At 70.3% G+C, this 15,827-nt stretch carries 11 protein-coding genes and 2 pseudogenes; 7 read left to right on the plus strand and 6 right to left on the minus strand.

Features of this window, described 5'->3' with window-relative positions; genetic code table 11:
* Window positions 1-70: 70 nt before the first annotated feature.
* Window positions 71-1,018 carry an ABC transporter substrate-binding protein gene (locus ABD143_RS16975; protein ID WP_343978691.1) on the plus strand — a complete coding sequence of 316 codons (948 nt, stop codon included), beginning with the start codon at window positions 71-73 and terminating at the stop codon, window positions 1,016-1,018.
* Window positions 1,019-1,052: 34 nt separating this feature from the next.
* Window positions 1,053-1,505 (plus strand): RpiB/LacA/LacB family sugar-phosphate isomerase, encoded by a 453-nt coding sequence (locus ABD143_RS16980; RefSeq protein ID WP_343978695.1) that lies wholly within the window; start codon window positions 1,053-1,055, stop codon window positions 1,503-1,505.
* Window positions 1,506-1,516: 11 nt separating this feature from the next.
* Here ABD143_RS16980 and ABD143_RS16985 read toward each other — a convergent pair whose 3' ends face one another.
* The 6 genes from ABD143_RS16985 to ABD143_RS17010 form a co-directional block, all read right to left on the minus strand.
* On the minus strand, window positions 1,517-3,181 hold the full coding sequence (locus tag ABD143_RS16985) for an ABC transporter permease (protein ID WP_343978698.1): 1,665 nt from the start codon (window positions 3,179-3,181) through the stop codon (window positions 1,517-1,519).
* A gap of 114 nt (window positions 3,182-3,295) precedes the next feature.
* Window positions 3,296-5,383 (minus strand): nitric oxide reductase activation protein NorD, encoded by a 2,088-nt coding sequence (locus ABD143_RS16990; protein ID WP_343978700.1) that lies wholly within the window; start codon window positions 5,381-5,383, stop codon window positions 3,296-3,298.
* Entirely contained in the window at window positions 5,376-6,197 is an 822-nt protein-coding gene (locus tag ABD143_RS16995) for a CbbQ/NirQ/NorQ/GpvN family protein (RefSeq protein WP_343978703.1), read from the minus strand. Before ABD143_RS16995 ends, ABD143_RS16990 begins: the two co-directional genes overlap by 8 nt.
* Window positions 6,198-6,240: 43 nt before the next feature.
* A complete protein-coding gene (locus ABD143_RS17000) occupies window positions 6,241-7,746 on the minus strand; it encodes a hypothetical protein (RefSeq protein ID WP_343978705.1) in 1,506 nt (501 codons plus the stop codon).
* Between the two features lie 49 nt (window positions 7,747-7,795).
* Window positions 7,796-8,602: an SDR family NAD(P)-dependent oxidoreductase gene (locus ABD143_RS17005; RefSeq protein WP_343978708.1), complete on the minus strand. Its 807-nt coding sequence runs from the start codon at window positions 8,600-8,602 to the stop codon at window positions 7,796-7,798.
* Window positions 8,603-8,833: 231 nt separating this feature from the next.
* On the minus strand, window positions 8,834-9,985 hold the full coding sequence (locus tag ABD143_RS17010; protein WP_343978711.1) for an ABC transporter substrate-binding protein: 1,152 nt from the start codon (window positions 9,983-9,985) through the stop codon (window positions 8,834-8,836).
* A gap of 742 nt (window positions 9,986-10,727) precedes the next feature.
* On the opposite strand from ABD143_RS17010, the pseudogene ABD143_RS17015 reads away from it, so the two are divergent.
* From ABD143_RS17015 to gcl, 5 genes and pseudogenes are all read left to right on the plus strand, one after another.
* Window positions 10,728-10,994: pseudogene (locus tag ABD143_RS17015) on the plus strand (solute carrier family 23 protein); the annotation flags it as partial.
* 62 nt (window positions 10,995-11,056) lie between these two features.
* Window positions 11,057-12,112, plus strand: a pseudogene (locus ABD143_RS17020) (xanthine dehydrogenase family protein molybdopterin-binding subunit); the annotation flags it as partial.
* A 21-nt stretch (window positions 12,113-12,133) separates the two neighbouring features.
* The gene (locus tag ABD143_RS17025) at window positions 12,134-12,952 is read left to right on the plus strand and encodes a hydroxypyruvate isomerase family protein (protein ID WP_343978714.1); all 819 of its coding nucleotides are present in this window, start codon (window positions 12,134-12,136) and stop codon (window positions 12,950-12,952) included.
* The gene (locus tag ABD143_RS17030; RefSeq protein ID WP_343978717.1) at window positions 12,949-13,854 is read left to right on the plus strand and encodes a 2-hydroxy-3-oxopropionate reductase; all 906 of its coding nucleotides are present in this window, start codon (window positions 12,949-12,951) and stop codon (window positions 13,852-13,854) included. Before ABD143_RS17025 ends, ABD143_RS17030 begins: the two co-directional genes overlap by 4 nt.
* Before the next feature lie 14 nt (window positions 13,855-13,868).
* Entirely contained in the window at window positions 13,869-15,644 is a 1,776-nt protein-coding gene (gcl, locus tag ABD143_RS17035; RefSeq protein WP_343978720.1) for a glyoxylate carboligase, read from the plus strand.
* The last annotated feature ends 183 nt before the right edge of the window (window positions 15,645-15,827 follow it).

The raw sequence follows: 15,827 nt of genomic DNA on the forward strand, positions 1-15,827 counted from the left end.
CGGGCCGTTCGCGCCGAACTCTAGCCGCCGGGCTATTGGTTTGGCCATGGTGTGGTCTAACGTTCAGACCATGCCGCCGCCGCAGCTGTTGACCGTGACGCGCACCCAGGGCAACAACGAGGCCCTCAAGACGGGCACCGTGGCCCCGCGCGACTTCCGGTTCGTCTTCGAGGAGGTTCCGGTGCTCGTCGGCGCCTTCCGGCGCATGGTCCGCGGGCTCGAGTTCGATGTGTGTGAGATGGCCCTGACGACCTATCTCGTCGCGAAGGCCAACGGCGTGCCGTTCACGGCCGTGCCCGTGTTCCTGGTGCGCGGCTTCCATCACGGCGCGATCCACCGCAGCGCAGGCTCGGACATCCGCAGCCCCAAGGACCTCGAGGGCCGCAAGGTCGGGGTGAGCCGCGGCTACACGGTCACCACCGGGGTCTGGGCGCGGGCGATCCTGCACGAGGAGTACGGCGTCGACCTCGACAAGGTGACGTGGGTGCTGTCCGGCGACGAGCACGTCCCGCAGTACCACCCGCCGGGCAACGTGGTCCCCATCGAGCCGGGGAGGACGCTGGAGGAGATGCTGAGCAGCGGTGAGCTCGCGGCGGTCGTCGGTGCAGGGATCGAAGGCCCCGACGTAACGCCGTTGATCCCCGACCCGCTGGAGGCGGGCTTCCGTGCGCTGCGGCAGGGTGGGCTCTACCCGATCAACCACCTGGTCGTGATCAAGGACGACGTGCTGCGGAGCCACCCCGATGTCGCCGTGGATGTCTTCGACGCCTTCGCCAGGGCGAAGCGGCGCTATGTCGACCTGCTGCGCACCGGCTCGGTCGAGAAACCGACGGCGACCGACCGGATGTACGCGCGGGTCATGGAGACCACAGGGGCGGACCCGCTTCCCTACGGGATCGCCCCGAACCGGGACACGCTGACCGAGCTGCTGCGGCACGCCGCGCACCAGCGGATCTTGGAGCGCCCGACGGCCATCGAGGACGTCTTCGCCCCTGCCACGCTCGATCTCGTCGGTTGATCACCCGCCGGACGCGGGTGCGGGAGGAAACGCCGTGCACATCGCGATCACCTGCGACCACAACGGCGTAGCGCTCAAGGCGCGCCTCGTCGCCTGGCTCGGCGACCACGGCCACGACGTCGACGACCGCGCACCCCATGTCGGCGCCGAGGTCGTGGACTACCCGCCGCTCTGCATCGACGTGTGCCGGCAGGTGCTCGACGGCTCCGCCGACCGGGCGATCGTCGTCGGTGGCAGCGGCCAGGGTGAGGCCATCGCCTGCAACAAGATCCGCGGCATCCGGGCCGGTCTCTGCCAGGACCTGTTCAGCACCCGCATCTCCCGCGCCAACAACGACTCCAACGTGCTCGTCCTCGGCGCCAAAATCGTGGCACCCGAGCTCGCGGAGCAGATCGTCGCGACCTGGCTCGACACACCCTTCACAGGCGGCTTGCACCAGCGCCGCCTCGACCAGATCGCCGCGCTCGAGAGGGGAGCCGACAGCTGACAGGGCGTGGGTCAGTTCGACTTCACGCCGACCTCGGCGCCGAGTCGCTGGGCGACCGCCACGATGACGCTCATGAGCACGATCATGAGCACGCCGAGGGCGGAGAGCTGCACGAAGTTGCCGTTCTCGTACTGCTCCCAGATCATGATCGAGAGCACTTCGGTGCCCGGCGAGTAGAGCAGGACCGAGCTGCCGAGCTCGCGCACCGACACCATGAACACGTAGCTCCATCCGGCGATGAGGCCGGGCATGAGCAGCGGGACGTTGATCCGCACGAACGACTTCCACCACGACGCGCCACTGACCAGTGCGGACTCCTCGAGCTCGGTGCCGATCTGGTACATCGATGCCGACGCGTAGCGCACGCCGTAAGGCAGGAACCGGGTCACGTAGGCGATCAACAGGACGAGGATCGTGCCGTAGATCGGGATCGGGAACCGCAGGTACACGAAGATCAGCGACACCCCGAGGACCAGGCCGGGGACGGCCAGGGGCAGGAAGGCGAGGTTGTCGACGATCCAGGCGCCGCGGATCCGGCTGCGCACCACCAGCCAGGCCACCAGCGCGGAGAGCACGATGACGACGGTGGCCGCGGCCAGCCCCAGGACGATCGAGTTCCACAACGCCCGGGTGGTCTGCGGGTTGTTGAAGATGTACTCGTAGTTCTCGAGCGAGGCGTTGCCGAGCGTCTCCCAGGTCGGCACCGAGTAGAAGCGCTGGGTCGAGGCGTAGACCAGCACCAGCACCGGCAGCACGATGGCGACGGTGAAGTAGGCCAGGACGAGCGCGCCGAGTGGCCGGCGCCACCGGCCGAGCGGGATCGCGCGCGGGCGGAAGCCCTTGCCGGTGACGGTCTGGAACTGCGTGGAGTTGTTCTGGTAGCGGGAGTACGCCCACACCCCGAAGCAGACGGCCAGCAGCAGCGACACCGAGTAGGCGCCCGCCTGGCCGTAGTCGGGCGGGAAGCCCTGCAGCACCTGCCAGATCCGCGAGGTGAAGACCTGGATGCCGGCCGGCGTGCCGAGGAGCGTCGGCGTCTCGAACGACTCGACGTTGCGGACGCTGAGGATCATGACCGCGGCGAGGATGGCCGGCTTGGTCAGCGGCACCGTGATCCGGCGGAACACATCGACGATCCGCCCGCCGCCGACGACCCCAGCCTCCTCAAGCGCCGGGTCCATCGACCGGAACGCGGCCACCATCAGCAGGAACGCGAGGGGGGCGCTGTCGAAGCCCTGCACGACGATCAGGCCGGGCATCGAGAAGACGTTCAGCGCCTCTGGTCCGAAGAGCGGCTCCAGCCAGGCGTTGAGGATGCCGGTACGGGGGCTGGCCAGGAAGATCCACGAGATTGTGTAGAGCAGGCCCGGCACGATCAGCGGCACGAGCGAGCCGACGAAGACCAGCCGTCGGGACGGGATGTCGGTGCGCTCGGTGAAGAACGCGAGCACGACCCCGATGACAACCGAGATCGCCGTCGCCCCGGCTGAGTAGATCAGCGTGTTGAGCGTCAGGGTGCCGAGCCCGGCCTCGGAGTACGCCACGACGAAGTTGTCGAAGGTGAGCTGCCCGTTGCGGAACATCGTGCCCCAGAGCAGGTAGCCGAGCGGGACCAGCGCCAGGTAGGCGACGATCACCGTCGTCAGGCCGAGGACCAGGAACTTGGGCTGCAGCACCGCCCGCCCCCACCGCCTCCACCGCCTCGACCGGTTGCGGCGGGCGTGCGCCGGGCCGCCGCCATCCGGACTGTCTGTCTCGGTCCGGCCTAGGACGCTTGTCATGGCGGCCCCCTAACGGGAGAGATCCTTGTAGAGCGAGACCATCCGCTGCGGCAGCTGCTCCACACTCGGGAGCAGCTCACTCGCGATCCGCGAGCCGCACATCTCGCGGACGTAGTGCTGTTCGGTGTGGTCGATGCCGAGGACCTTGACCCGGATGCCCAGGTCGGCGGCCTCCTCCAGGGCGCGGCGGGTATCGGCGACCGCGTAGGTGACGTCGGGGAACTCGTCGCCCTCCGGCGCGTAGTCGAGGTCGTAGGGCCTGCCGTCGCACACCAGCAGGAGGATCTTGGTGCTGGCCTCGTTCTTGGCGAGCTTGCGCGCGGCGTGGCGCACAGCCGGTCCGATCCGGGTCGAGTGGATCGGCTTGGCTGCGTCCAGCCGCCGGGCCACCCGCGTGGAGAACTTCTCGGCGAGGTCCTTGAGGATCACGAACTGGACGTCGCTGCGGCCCGCGCTGGAGAACCCGTACACCCCGAGCTGGTCGCCGGTGGCCGCGAGCGTCGCCAGGAGCAGCGCCATCGACTCCAGCTCGATGTCGAGTATCCGTTTGGAGCCGGCGAGCGAGAGGGGTGCCGGCGCTTGGCCTGCGCCACTGGTCACCGGCACCCGCTCGGCGGTGGAGGCGCTGAGGTCGAACAGCGCCACCATCGCGACGTCGCGCTCCATCGGCTCGCGCGAGATGTGGATGTTCGGCGACGGGGTGGCACCGGCGGCGAGGTCGGTGAGCGCCTCGAGGGCCGCGTCGATGTCGATGTCGTCGCCGGTCTTGGTGCGCCGCACCGTCTTGCGGCCCTCGTGCACCAGCCGTTCGGCCCGGCGGCGCAGCCGGGTGAGCTCGCCGCGGTGCTCGCGGACCACCCGCTGGTAGGTCTCGGTGGTGTCCTCGGGCGACGGCTGGGCGACGAGCTCCCGGACCCGGCACCAGCCGGCCCGGTAGTCCTGCCGGTAGGTGTCCCACTCCGGGTAGAGGAACGAGCGGCCGCCGACCGTGGCCAGTCGCCCCTTCGGAGGGTGGTAGTGGTGGTCGACCAGCTCGTAGTGCTCGTGCTCGCCCGGCTCGGGCCGGGAGGGCCGCTCGTCCTCACCCCGGCTCTCGCCCCAGGACGCGATCTCGGCGCCCGGCTCATCCGGGTCGCCCCCCTGGCCGCCGGGCATGAACCGGAAGATGGACGCCGATTCCATGCGGCCGGTCGTGGTCTGCGCGCTGTTCCGGAAGCCCAGGCCGTCCCGGTAACGGGGCAGCGGCACCCACGGGCTCTCCAGCTCGTCCTGGCCCTCCAGGTGGACCCTGGCCTCCCAGTGCAGCGGCACCCGCATGACCTCGGCGCGCGGCACCTCGCCCAGCGGCGCCGCGGCGGAGTAGCTCCCGCCGAGGCGCGGCAGCCGCACCAGGCGCCGGTAGATCGCCAGCGCCCACAGCACCGAGTCGGTTACCGCGGCGTCCGGGCGCTCGAGCTCCTGCGCGGCGCCCTCGATCACCCGCGCCACGCCTGCCAGCTCGGCCGGGACGTCCACCGACCGGAGGTCCTGGCCCAGCGAGCGCCTGCACAGCAGCTCGAGCGCGAGGACCTGCGGCACCGGCGTGCCGAGCTCGCCGCGCAGCTCCAGCTCCGCCCGCCGGATCGCGTCGACGTGCTCACCGAACCCGCCGTAGCGGCGGATCAGCTCCGCCTCCACCCGGATGTCCTCCAGGTCGGCGAAGATCCGCGCGGCCAGCAGCCAGTCGCTGACGTGGGCGAGGACGAACTCCAGGTCGCTCTCGCCGGCGTGCTGGTCGCGCCCGTCGGGGTCCTCCGCGCCGGCGACGTGCACGTCCGAGGGCAGGTCGCGCAGCCGGAACCGGAACGTGCCGTAGTCGTAGTGCGCCGCGCGGTGCATGAGCGCGATCCGGTACCAGTCGGCGGGCTCGACACCCTTCACCGCGTACGGCATCTCACGGGGCAGCCGGACGCGGTCGTCGGCATCGCCGACCGCTACCTCGTCCGCCGTCCTGACGAAGGTGATGCGGCTGGTGCCCGCCTCGGAGAGGGCGGCGAACACCCACTCCCAGGTCGGGACCAGCGCAGCGATCGACCGGCCGGTCGCCGGGTCAGTCATCGGCGGCGAACACGGCCGTCACCAGCTCGCGGATGGCGGTGTGCACCTCCACGTCGTCGCTGATCGCGAGGGCGACGGCGGTCTCGCAGGCCCGCCGGGCCGGCACGCCGCGGGAGATCAGCCGGCCGGCGTGGATCAGCACGCGGGTGCTCGGTCCCTCGATCATCATGTCGGTCTGGATCGCACGGACCTTGCGCCCGAGCAGTGCCAGCCGCTCGGCCACCTGGCGGTCCACCCCGGCCTCGTGGGCCACAATGTCGGTCTCCAGCGCCTCGGGCGGGAAGCCCAGCTCGATCGCGACGAACCGCTGCCGGGTGCTGTCCTTGAGGTCCTTCACCGTCGACTGGTAGCCGGGGTTGTAGGAGACGACCAGCTGAAAGTGCTCGTGCGCGGTGATCGTCTCGCCGAGCCGGGAGACCGGCAGCTCGCGGCGGTGGTCGCTCAGCGAGTGGATCACGACCATCGTGTCCTTGCGCGCCTCGACGATCTCGTCGAGGTAGCAGATGCCACCGGTGCGGGCGACCGACAGCAGCGGGCCGTCGATCCACCTGGTGTCGCCGCCCTCGAGGACGTACCGGCCGACGAGGTCACCGACGGTCAGGTCGTCGTTGCACGAGACCGTCTCCATCCGCAGCTGCTCGTCGGTCTCGGACAGGTCCCAGGACATGTACTCGAGAAACCGCGTCTTGCCGACCCCGGTGGGGCCCTTGAGCAGCACCGGCATCCGGCCCTGGTAGGCCGCTCGGAAGACCTCCACCTCGTCGGCCTGCGGGATGTAGTACGGCTTCTCGGTCCGGCTCGTCGCCACGTTCATCTTCTCCACTCCTGCCGCTCGCGCGGCCGTCCGACCGGGAGCCTCAGGCGCTCGGCTCGCCACGCAGGGCCTTCTGGACGCTGTCGACGAACTCGCCGCGCTGCTCGCGGGTGATCCAGGCGACCGGGTCGTTCGCGTAGTCCGTCCGGTAGTCGCCGGGGTGGTTGATGCCGGGGAGCGCCGGGATCCAGTCGTACTCCAGCAGATGCGGGCCGCCGAGCGAGGACGCCAGCCGGACGACGTCCGGGTCGTCGAGCGCGGTGAGCCGGCCGTCGCGGATCACGTCCTGCCACTCGCCGGTCGAGCGCTTGCGCACGGAATAGGTGCACATGAGGTTGTGCACGTGCGGGAAATGCATCGTCGGCAGGCGATGCTCCTTGGCGAACTTCAGGAAGTCCTGGTCCCAGTGCTCGGCGCCGAAGCCGAAGTGGATGACCCCGGCCATCGCGCGCTCGGGCAGGTTGGTCCAGGAGTCGGTGTAGGACCAGATGTGCTCGATGTGGCGGTAGCTCTTGGGGTTGGTGCCGATCGAGGAGTCGTTGAAGTACGCCCAGCCCTTGTACGGGAAGCCCGGGTACTTCACGTCCTTGTACCGGTCCACGACCTCGCGCCACAGCTCGCCGTAGCGGCCGCCGCCCTCGATCCTGCTGATCATCCCGCCTTCGACGTGCACCTGGATGTGCGGGAAGTACCCCGTGTGGTTGCTGGTGCCGCCGACGACGCCGTTCAGCGTGGGGAAGAGGATCTCCGCCTCGCGCTCGAACGTCTCGACCGGGTGCGCGAACCGGATGCCCTGGATCGTGGAGGCCATGATGTGGCCGGACTGCCAGGCGCCCTTCTGCCACAGCTCGCTCTGGTGCTCGGTGACCTTCCAGCCGATGTCCGTGCCCTCCGGACTGGTGATCCGCACCTCGGCGGCGTCGTCGAGCTGTTCGACGACCCGGATGTCGACCTGGCGCCACAGCTCGTCCGGCCAGCTGTGGGCGCGGGAGATGAAGTCCTCGTAGGTCCCGAAGAGCCAGTTGTTGCGGACCTTTTTGCCTGCGGCCCGTTTCCAGTGCCGGCGGCCGGCCTCGCCCGCGTACACCGCGGTGTAGTCCGGCCGGTCCTCCAGGTAGCGCTTCAGCGCGGCGGCCGAGAGGTTGAACTCCACCGACTCTTCGACCATGGGGCGCAGCCGGTCGGTGATCTCGCGCCAGCCGTCGGCCGCGCTGTAATCCTTCGTCGGGACGCCGAGGTCGGCCATGTCGATGCGGTCCACCCGCTCGGCGCCTTCCTCGAGCATGGCGCGGCGAATCGCCTCGAACACGATCTCGTTCTGGTGCGGGTAGGTGATGATGAGCAGCTTGTCGTCTGGCTGGATGTCGCCCAGACCGGAGCGTCCGTAGCGGCTGCGTACGTGGGTCCGGGCGATCGGCATCAGCTCGTCGAGGTCGTCAGTGCGCTCGGCCCGCAGGTACGCCGGGTAGCGATGGGCCGGGTATTTGAAGCCAGGAATGATCTCCGGCGCGCGAGGTCGGAAGTCGTCGATCGGCAAAGGTGCGGTCATCGAGCTCATCTCCTTGGCTTCGTGTGACGTGGGCCTGCGCTGCGGGCGTTCAGCGGCGGCCGTGGGTGCCACCATCGACGTCGAGGTTGGTGCCGGTGGTGTAGTCGACGAGGTCGGAGCAGAAGAACAGGATCGGGCCGACGTAGTCGGCGAACTCCCCGCGCCTGCGGCGCGGGATGCGGGCGGCGCTCGAGGCGGCAGAGCCACCGGTGACCACCGGCGCGGTCCCGCCCTCCTCGCCGGTGGCGCGCAGGATCGACGGGGTCTGGCCGGGGCTCACGCAGTTGACGGTGATCCCGTGCGGGCCGAGCTCGACGCCGAGCTGCACGGTCAGGCGCAGCACCGCGGCCTTCGAGGGGCCGTAGATCGTGCCGTCCTCGCGGGCCCTGGCGGCCGCCGCGCTGGCCACGTTGGCGATGCGGCCGCGACCGCGGGCCCGCATGTGCCGGGCCGCGACCTTGCAGGGCAGCAGGGTCCCGATCACGTTGACATCCAGCACATGCCTGGCCGTAGCCATGTCGAGGGTCGCGAGGGTGGCCCCGCCGTCGGCGACGGCAGCCAGGTTGACCAGGTAGTCGATCCGGCCGAACTCGTCCACCAGGCCGCCCACGGCCCGCTCCACGTCGTTCTCGTTCGTGATGTCGCCCGGGCTGACCCGCAGCCCGGGCGGGTCGCCGAGGCCGTCGGCGAACTCCTTGAGCCGGCGCTCCGATCGGCTCATCACCCCGACCGAGCCCCCCATGTGCAGGAGTTGTTCGGTGACCGCCGAGCCGATTCCGCCGGACCCACCGGTGACCAGCCCGACCGAGCCCGGTCCGAGCCCTGGCAGGACGAGCCCTGCGAAACTGACCGCCACGTCGAAGTCCTCACCTTTGGGGATGGATCGGGATGCGGTGGTGCCGGGAACGGGACGAGACGTGGGCCTAGGGCGTGTCCGGTGGATCTTGTTCGATGAGAGCCGTGATGCAGGTGGTTCCTGGCGGCGCCGCCGGATCGCCCTCATACCGGGCGTATCCGGGCGATCCGGCGGTGTCGACAGGGGCCGCCTGGGCGCGGCTATCGCGGACGAAGATCCGCCGGACACGCCCTAGCAGCCCTCGACGCAGCCGCCCGCGGTGAGCCCGTCGAGTTCCTGGTAGAGGGCCTGCCACTTGTCGGCCTCGTCGATGACGGACTCCAGGTCGATCGGGTAGACCTCGTAGCCCGGCGCGAGGGCGCCCTCGGTCACATTGGGGTTCGCGACCGTGCGGTCGTACTTGGCGATGACGCCCGCGCCCTCGTCGCTGAGCATGAACTCCGCGAACAGCAGAGCGCCCGCCGGGTTGGGCGCGGTGGCCGAGACGGCCACGCCATTGGGCCGGGCGAACACCGTCGCCGGCGGGGCGAACCAATCCATGGGCGCGCCGTCGGCCTTCCCCTGCCGGGCATTGATGTGGTACGAGGCGAGGACGATGTCGTACTCGCCGGATGCAACCATGTTGGTCACCAGGCTGTTGCCGGAGATGGCGGCCTTGCAGCCGCTCGCGGCCTTCTTGACGGTCTGGATCGCCTGGTCCTCGGACATGCCCTGCGTCTTGCCGAGGTAGCCGACCAGGGCGGCCAGCCAGTCATAGCTCTTGGCCTCCAGCACGCAGCGACCGTTGCCGAAGTTGGTCAGCACCTGCATCCAGTCCTTGGGCGCCTCGCTCGGGCTCACGAGGTTGGTGTTCCAGACCGGGGTGTAGTAGTTGACGTAGGTCCAGACCCAGGCACCGTTGTGCTCGACGGCCTCCGGCGGGTACTCCGCGACGACCGGGCTGTCGCGTATCGGCTCCAGGATGCCCTGGCGGTCGAACTGGATCAGCTCCGTCCCGTTGGAGGCGATGACGTCCGCGCCGTTGGCGTAGCCCGCCCGGACCTCCTCGGTGACGCGCTGGATGATGCCCTGGGCCGACGCCCGGTAGAAGTCGACACGGATGCCGTACTTCTGGGTGAACGCGTCGGTGAGAGCGCCGCCCTCGTCGCCGTTCATGCTGCTGTAGTTGCGGACGATGCCGCCGTCCGCCTTCGCCAATTCGACGAGTTTCTGGGTTCGCGCCTCGCCGGTCAGACCGTCGATGGCGTCGTATACCTCGTTCCAGCCGTTCGCCGCCGCCCCGGCCTCGGAGCCGCTACTCGCCGTCGGCGGGGCTCCGCAGGCCGCGAGGGCGAGTGTGAGCGGTAAGACGACGAGCCCTGCGCCACGCAACCTCAGCCTCATGGGGGGCGCCCTTCTGTCCGGCAACACTGCAGGATCACCTAATGTTTATACCTTTGTTGCCCTGGCGACAAGAGCCGGTTCGGCCCGAAGGACTTGCACCCGGTCTTTGGTTCAGGGCGCGCCAAGCCGACGTGCCGGGGTCCGGGCTCGGGCGAAGCCCGACCGCGAAGCGGCCGGAGGCCCTGGACGCCGGCGCCGCTGGGCGCACGCGGTTGAGAGCGGAGAACTCGCCGGTGGTGTGTCTCGCCTCCCTCGCGGGTGGCTCTGTCGTGGGGGCGGTGTCCCCTTCACTGCCGGATTTCCGGCAGGGGCTTCGTGTCCCTGATCTCCGACGAGGGCGTGCCTATCGAACACATCGATCCCTTCGCCGATGGCCACACCGAGCGCACCGCGAAGTCGGGAACTCCCACGCCGTCATCGGGCAGCGCCGCCCGATCCGCTGTTTCACCTGCTGAGGGTGACGATGACTCCGAGCCTGAGCTGCGATCGTGAGTCTGACCTGCACCCGGACGAGGTGGGGATGGCATGGTCGGCAGGTACGAGTTCCTGGCAACGGGCCGGCGGCTCTTCGAGCGGGCACAGCAGGGCGTTCGATGAGACCAAGGCGGTCGACGTCTCGGTGGAGACACTCCCCTATTGCAGCGTGCCCGTTGTGCGTGCGCTGGCATTGAGAATTCCGGCCCGCTGACGTCCGATTTTCCGCATTGGAAGTCTTGAAACGTCCAATCCTCGAGGTGACACAATGGGTCGATCGGTCAGCGCGCCGACTCCGCGCCGCAGACGCAACCATCCGGTCGACGAGCTCCTGCCTCCCGGCAAGCTGGCGGTGTACGGCGCCCAGCATGTGCTGGCCTTCTACGCCGGGGCGGTCATCGTGCCGATCCTGCTGGCGGGAGCCATCGGCCTCACCGACCAGCAGCTGGTGCACCTGATCAACGCTGACCTCTTCACCTGCGGCATCGCGTCGATCATCCAGTCGGTCGGCTTCTGGAAGGTCGGGGTGCGGCTGCCCCTGCTGCAGGGCGTCACCTTCACCGCCGTGTCCCCGATGATCGCGATCGGCCTCGCCGCCGGCTGCAGGCGATGCCGCTGCCACCGGAGCGGGACGCCCACGCCCCGGTGGACCTGCGCGACCTGCCCGGCGGCGTCGGCAACACCACCCACGGCGAGGGCGTCCGGCGCGGGGTCGGATACGCGGTCGGCTACAAGAACGTCGGGTTCTCCGAGGGCTACGACGACTACTCCACCGCCCGGGTCCGCCTCGAGGTGGTCGACGGCCGGCCCGCGGTCACCGTGCACACAGCGGCGGCCGAGGTCGGGCAGGGGCTGGTCACCGTCGAGCAGCAGATCTGCCGCACCGAGCTCGGGGTGGACGACGTCATGGTGCACCCCAAGGACACGAGTGTCGGTTCCGGCGGCTCGACCTCGGCGTCGCGGCAGACCTACATGACCGGCGGCGCGGTCAAGGCGGCCTGCGAGCAGGTCCGGGAACGGCTCTTCGGCCTGGCCCGGCAGCGGCTCGGCCGCGCCGCTGCCGACCTGCGACTGGAGGGCGGCAAGGTGGTCAGCGACCGGCACGGCGTGCTCTCCTCACTCGCCGACGTCCTCGGCGACGAGGCGATCGAGGAGACCGTCGAGTGGCGGCACCGGCCCACCGAGCCGGTCGACCCCGAGACCGGGCAGGGCTTCGCACACGTGCAATACGCGTTCGCCGCCCACCGCGCGGTGGTCGACGTCGACGTCGAGCTGGGCCTGGTCAAGGTCGTCGAGCTGGCGTGCACGCAGGACGTCGGGAAGGCGATCAACCCGGAGGCTGTGATCGGGCAGATCCAGGGCGGCACTGCGCAGGGCCTTGGCCTGGCGGTGATGGAGGAGATCCTGGTGAAGGGCGGGGAGATCCGGAACCCGTCGTTCACCGACTACCTGATCCCCACGATCCTGGACATGCCTCCGATGCGGATCGAGATCCTGGAGTACCCCGACCCACACGCCCCGTACGGGCTGCGCGGGGTCGGGGAGCCGCCCACGATCTCGTCCGGTCCAGCGGTCGCCGCGGCGATCCGGCAGGCGACGGGCCGGGCGCTGACCCGGGTGCCGATCCGCCCCGAGCACGTCACCGGGACTTGAGTGCGGGGGCCGCAGATGAGGATGTCCCATCAGCTGAGGTACGCGGTGAACTGCTCGATCCTGTTCACCGAACTGCCGCTCCTCGAGCGTCCGGCAGCCGCTCGCCGGGCCGTCTTCGATGCCGTCGAGTTCTGGTGGCCGTGGCCCGAGCAGCCGGTGCCCGCCGACCGCGAGGTCGACGCGTTCGTCTCCGCGGTCCGCGACGCCGGGGTGCAGGTCGTCGGCCTCAACTTCTTCGCCGGTGACCTGGCCGGCCCGGACCTCGGTGTGCTGTCGCTGCCGAAGCGCTCCGGCGAGTTCCGCGACAGCCTCGCCGTCGCCGCGGACATCGGTGAGCGGCTCGGCGTCGGCGCGTTCAACGCGCTCTACGGCAACCGGGTCGAGGACGCCAGCCCGCAGGAACAGGACGAGCTCGCCACCCAGAACCTGGTCGACGCGGCCGCGACCGTCGCCCGGATCGGTGCGACCGTGCTGGTCGAGCCGGTAAGCGGCCCGAAGCCCTACCCGCTGCGTACCGCCGCCGACGCCGTCGCGGTCGTCGACCGGGTGCGGGCCGCTGGCGGCGCGAACGTCGCGTTCCTGTGCGACCTCTACCACCTGGCCGTCAACGGTGACGACGTGGACGCGGCCATCGCCGCCTACACCAGCAACGTCGGGCACGTCCAGATCGCCGACGCACCCGGTCGCAACGAGCCGGGCACCGGTGAGTTGCCGCTGGACCGCTGGCTGAGCGGCCTGGAGCGCGCCGGCTACAGCGGCTGGGTCGCATGCGAGTACAAGCCGTCCGGCGCCAGCGCCGACGCGTTCGACTGGCTGCCCCGCGAGAGGAGAAGCGCATGACCCCGTCGAGCGCCAAGGTCGCCGTCATCGGGCTCGGGATCATGGGTGGTCCGATGGCCGCCAACCTGATCAAGGCCGGCTACGACGTCGTCGGGTACAACCGCAGCCCCGATCCGATCCGCCGGCTGCAGGACGCGGGCGGGCACGCCGCCGGCAGCGTGGCCGAAGCGGTCCGCGAGGCCGACGTCGTGATCACCATGCTGCCCGACTCCCCGGACGTCGAGGCGGTGGCGCTGGGCGAGGACGGGATCTACGCGAACGCCCGCGAAGGCACCTTGCACATCGACGCCAGCACGATCCGCCCCGACATCGCCCGCCGGCTGGCCGAGGCCGGCCGCGACCGCGGCATCCGGGTCGTCGACGCCCCGGTGAGCGGCGGCGAGCCGGGCGCGGTGGAGGGCACGCTCTCGATCATGGTGGGCGGCGACGCCGCCGACGTCGAGGACGCCCGGCCGATCCTGGACGCCGTCGGGCGCACGATCGTGCACGTCGGCCCGCATGGCGCCGGGCAGACCGTCAAGGCCGCCAACCAGCTCATCGTGGCCGGCAACATCGAGCTCGTCGCCGAGGCGATCGTGTTCCTCGAGGCCCACGGTGTGGACACCGACGCGGCATTGCAGGTGCTCGCAGGCGGGCTGGCCGGCAGCACGGTGCTCGACCGCAAGGGGCACGCCATGCTCGCCCGCGACTTCACCCCCGGTTTCCGCGTCGAACTGCACGACAAGGACCTCGGCATCCTCACCGCCGCCGCCCGCGAGGCCGGTGTGGTGATCCCCCTCGGGGCGCTCGTCGCCCAGCTCATGGCGTCGCTGAAGGCGCAGGGCGACGGCGGCCTCGACCACTCCGCGCTGCTCACGCTCGTCGAGCGGCTCTCCGGCCGGTCGTCCGGCCCTCCCAGCTGAGAAGGAGCACGCCCATGCCTCGGATGAGCGCCATCGACGCAGCCGTCGCGATCCTCGACCGCGAGGGAGTGCGCCACGCGTTCGGCCTGCCCGGCGCGGCGATCAACCCGTTCTACGCGGCGATGCGTCGGCACGGCGCCATCGACCACGTGCTCGCGCGCCACGTCGAGGGGGCCTCGCACATGGCCGAGGGCTACACCCGCGCCGCCGCCGGCAACATCGGCGTCTGCGTCGGCACGTCCGGTCCCGCCGGCACCGACATGATCACCGGGCTGTACTCGGCCGGGGCCGACTCGATCCCCATCCTGTGCATCACCGGGCAGGCGCCGGTGGCGCGGCTGCACAAGGAGGACTTCCAGGCCGTCGACATCGCCGCCATCGCCGCGCCCGTCACCAAGATGGCGATGACCGTGCTCGAACCGGCCCAGGTGCCGGGCGTGTTCGCGCAGGCGTTCCACCTGATGCGGTCCGGCCGGCCGGGTCCGGTGCTGATCGACCTGCCGTTCGACGTGCAGCTCGCCGAGATCGACTTCGACCCGGACACCTACGCGCCGCTGCCGGTCCACCGGCCCGCCGCGACCCGGGCGCAGATCGACAAGGCCCTCGACATGCTCGACCGGGCCGAGCGGCCGCTGATCGTCGCGGGCGGCGGGATCGTCAACGCCGACGCCGCCGAGCAGCTGGTCGAGCTCGCGGAGATCCTCGATGTGCCGGTCGTGCCGACGCTGATGGGCTGGGGCACGATCCCGGACGACCACCGGCTGATGGCCGGCATGGCCGGGCTGCAGACCGCGCACCGCTACGGCAACGCCACGATGCTGGCCTCGGACTTCGTGCTCGGCATCGGCAACCGGTGGGCCAACCGGCACACCGGCGGGCTCGACGTCTACCGGGCCGGGCGGACGTTCGTGCACGTCGACATCGAGCCCACCCAGATCGGCCGGGTGTTCGCCCCCGACTACGGCATCGTCTCCGACGCTCGTGCGGCGTTGGAGCTGTTCGTCACCGCGGCGCGCGAGCGGCGGGCGGCCGGGCGGCTGCCCGACCGCGGCGAGTGGGTGGCCTCGTGCCGGGAGCGGCGGCGAACGATGCAGCGGCGCACCCACTTCGACGACGTGCCGATCAAGCCGCAGCGGGTGTACGAGGAGATGAACCGGGCCTTCGGCCGGGACGTCCGCTACGTCAGCACGATCGGGCTCTCCCAGATCGCCGCGGCCCAGTTCCTGCACGTCTACGCACCGCGGCACTGGATCAACTGCGGCCAGGCGGGCCCGCTGGGCTGGACGGCCCCGGCTGCGCTCGGCGTGTGTGTCGCCGACCCGGACGCCACCGTGGTGGCGCTGTCCGGCGACTACGACTTCCAGTTCATGCTCGAGGAGCTGGCGGTCGGGGCACAGTTCAACCTGCCCTACATCCACGTCGTGGTGAACAACGCCTACCTGGGCCTGATCCGGCAGTCGCAGCGTGGCTTCGACATGGACTACTGCGTACAGCTGGCCTTCGACAACGTCAACTCCCCCGAGGTGGGCGGATACGGGGTCGATCACGTCAAGGTGGCCGAGGGCCTGGGCTGCAAGGCGATCCGGGTGATCGAGCCCGACGCGCTGCTCGGCGCGCTCGAGGATGCCAAGAAGCTGATGGCCGAGTACAGCGTGCCGGTGGTCGTCGAGGTGATCCTGGAGCGGGTCACGAACATCTCGATGGGCACCGAGATCGACGCCATCACCGAGTTCGAGGAGCTGGCCACCACCGGCGCCCACGCCCCGACCGCGATCGCGCTGCTGGACTGAGCGCGATGCGGGTGGTCGTCGGCGAGGCGCCGGTTGGCCCCGGCCGCCGATGTCCGGCGGTGCGCGAGGTGGTCCGCGCCCGAATCCAGCGACTCGCGCGCATTTATGGCGCGACTCGCGGGTGACTGCGGGAAAACCTTCCGCGAGTCGCTGGAAAATGCGCGCGAGTCGCTGAGAAAGTGC

The sequence above is a fragment of the Pseudonocardia aurantiaca genome (assembly GCF_039526725.1).
In the GTDB taxonomy this organism is placed as follows: Bacteria; Actinomycetota; Actinomycetes; order Mycobacteriales; family Pseudonocardiaceae; genus Pseudonocardia; species Pseudonocardia aurantiaca.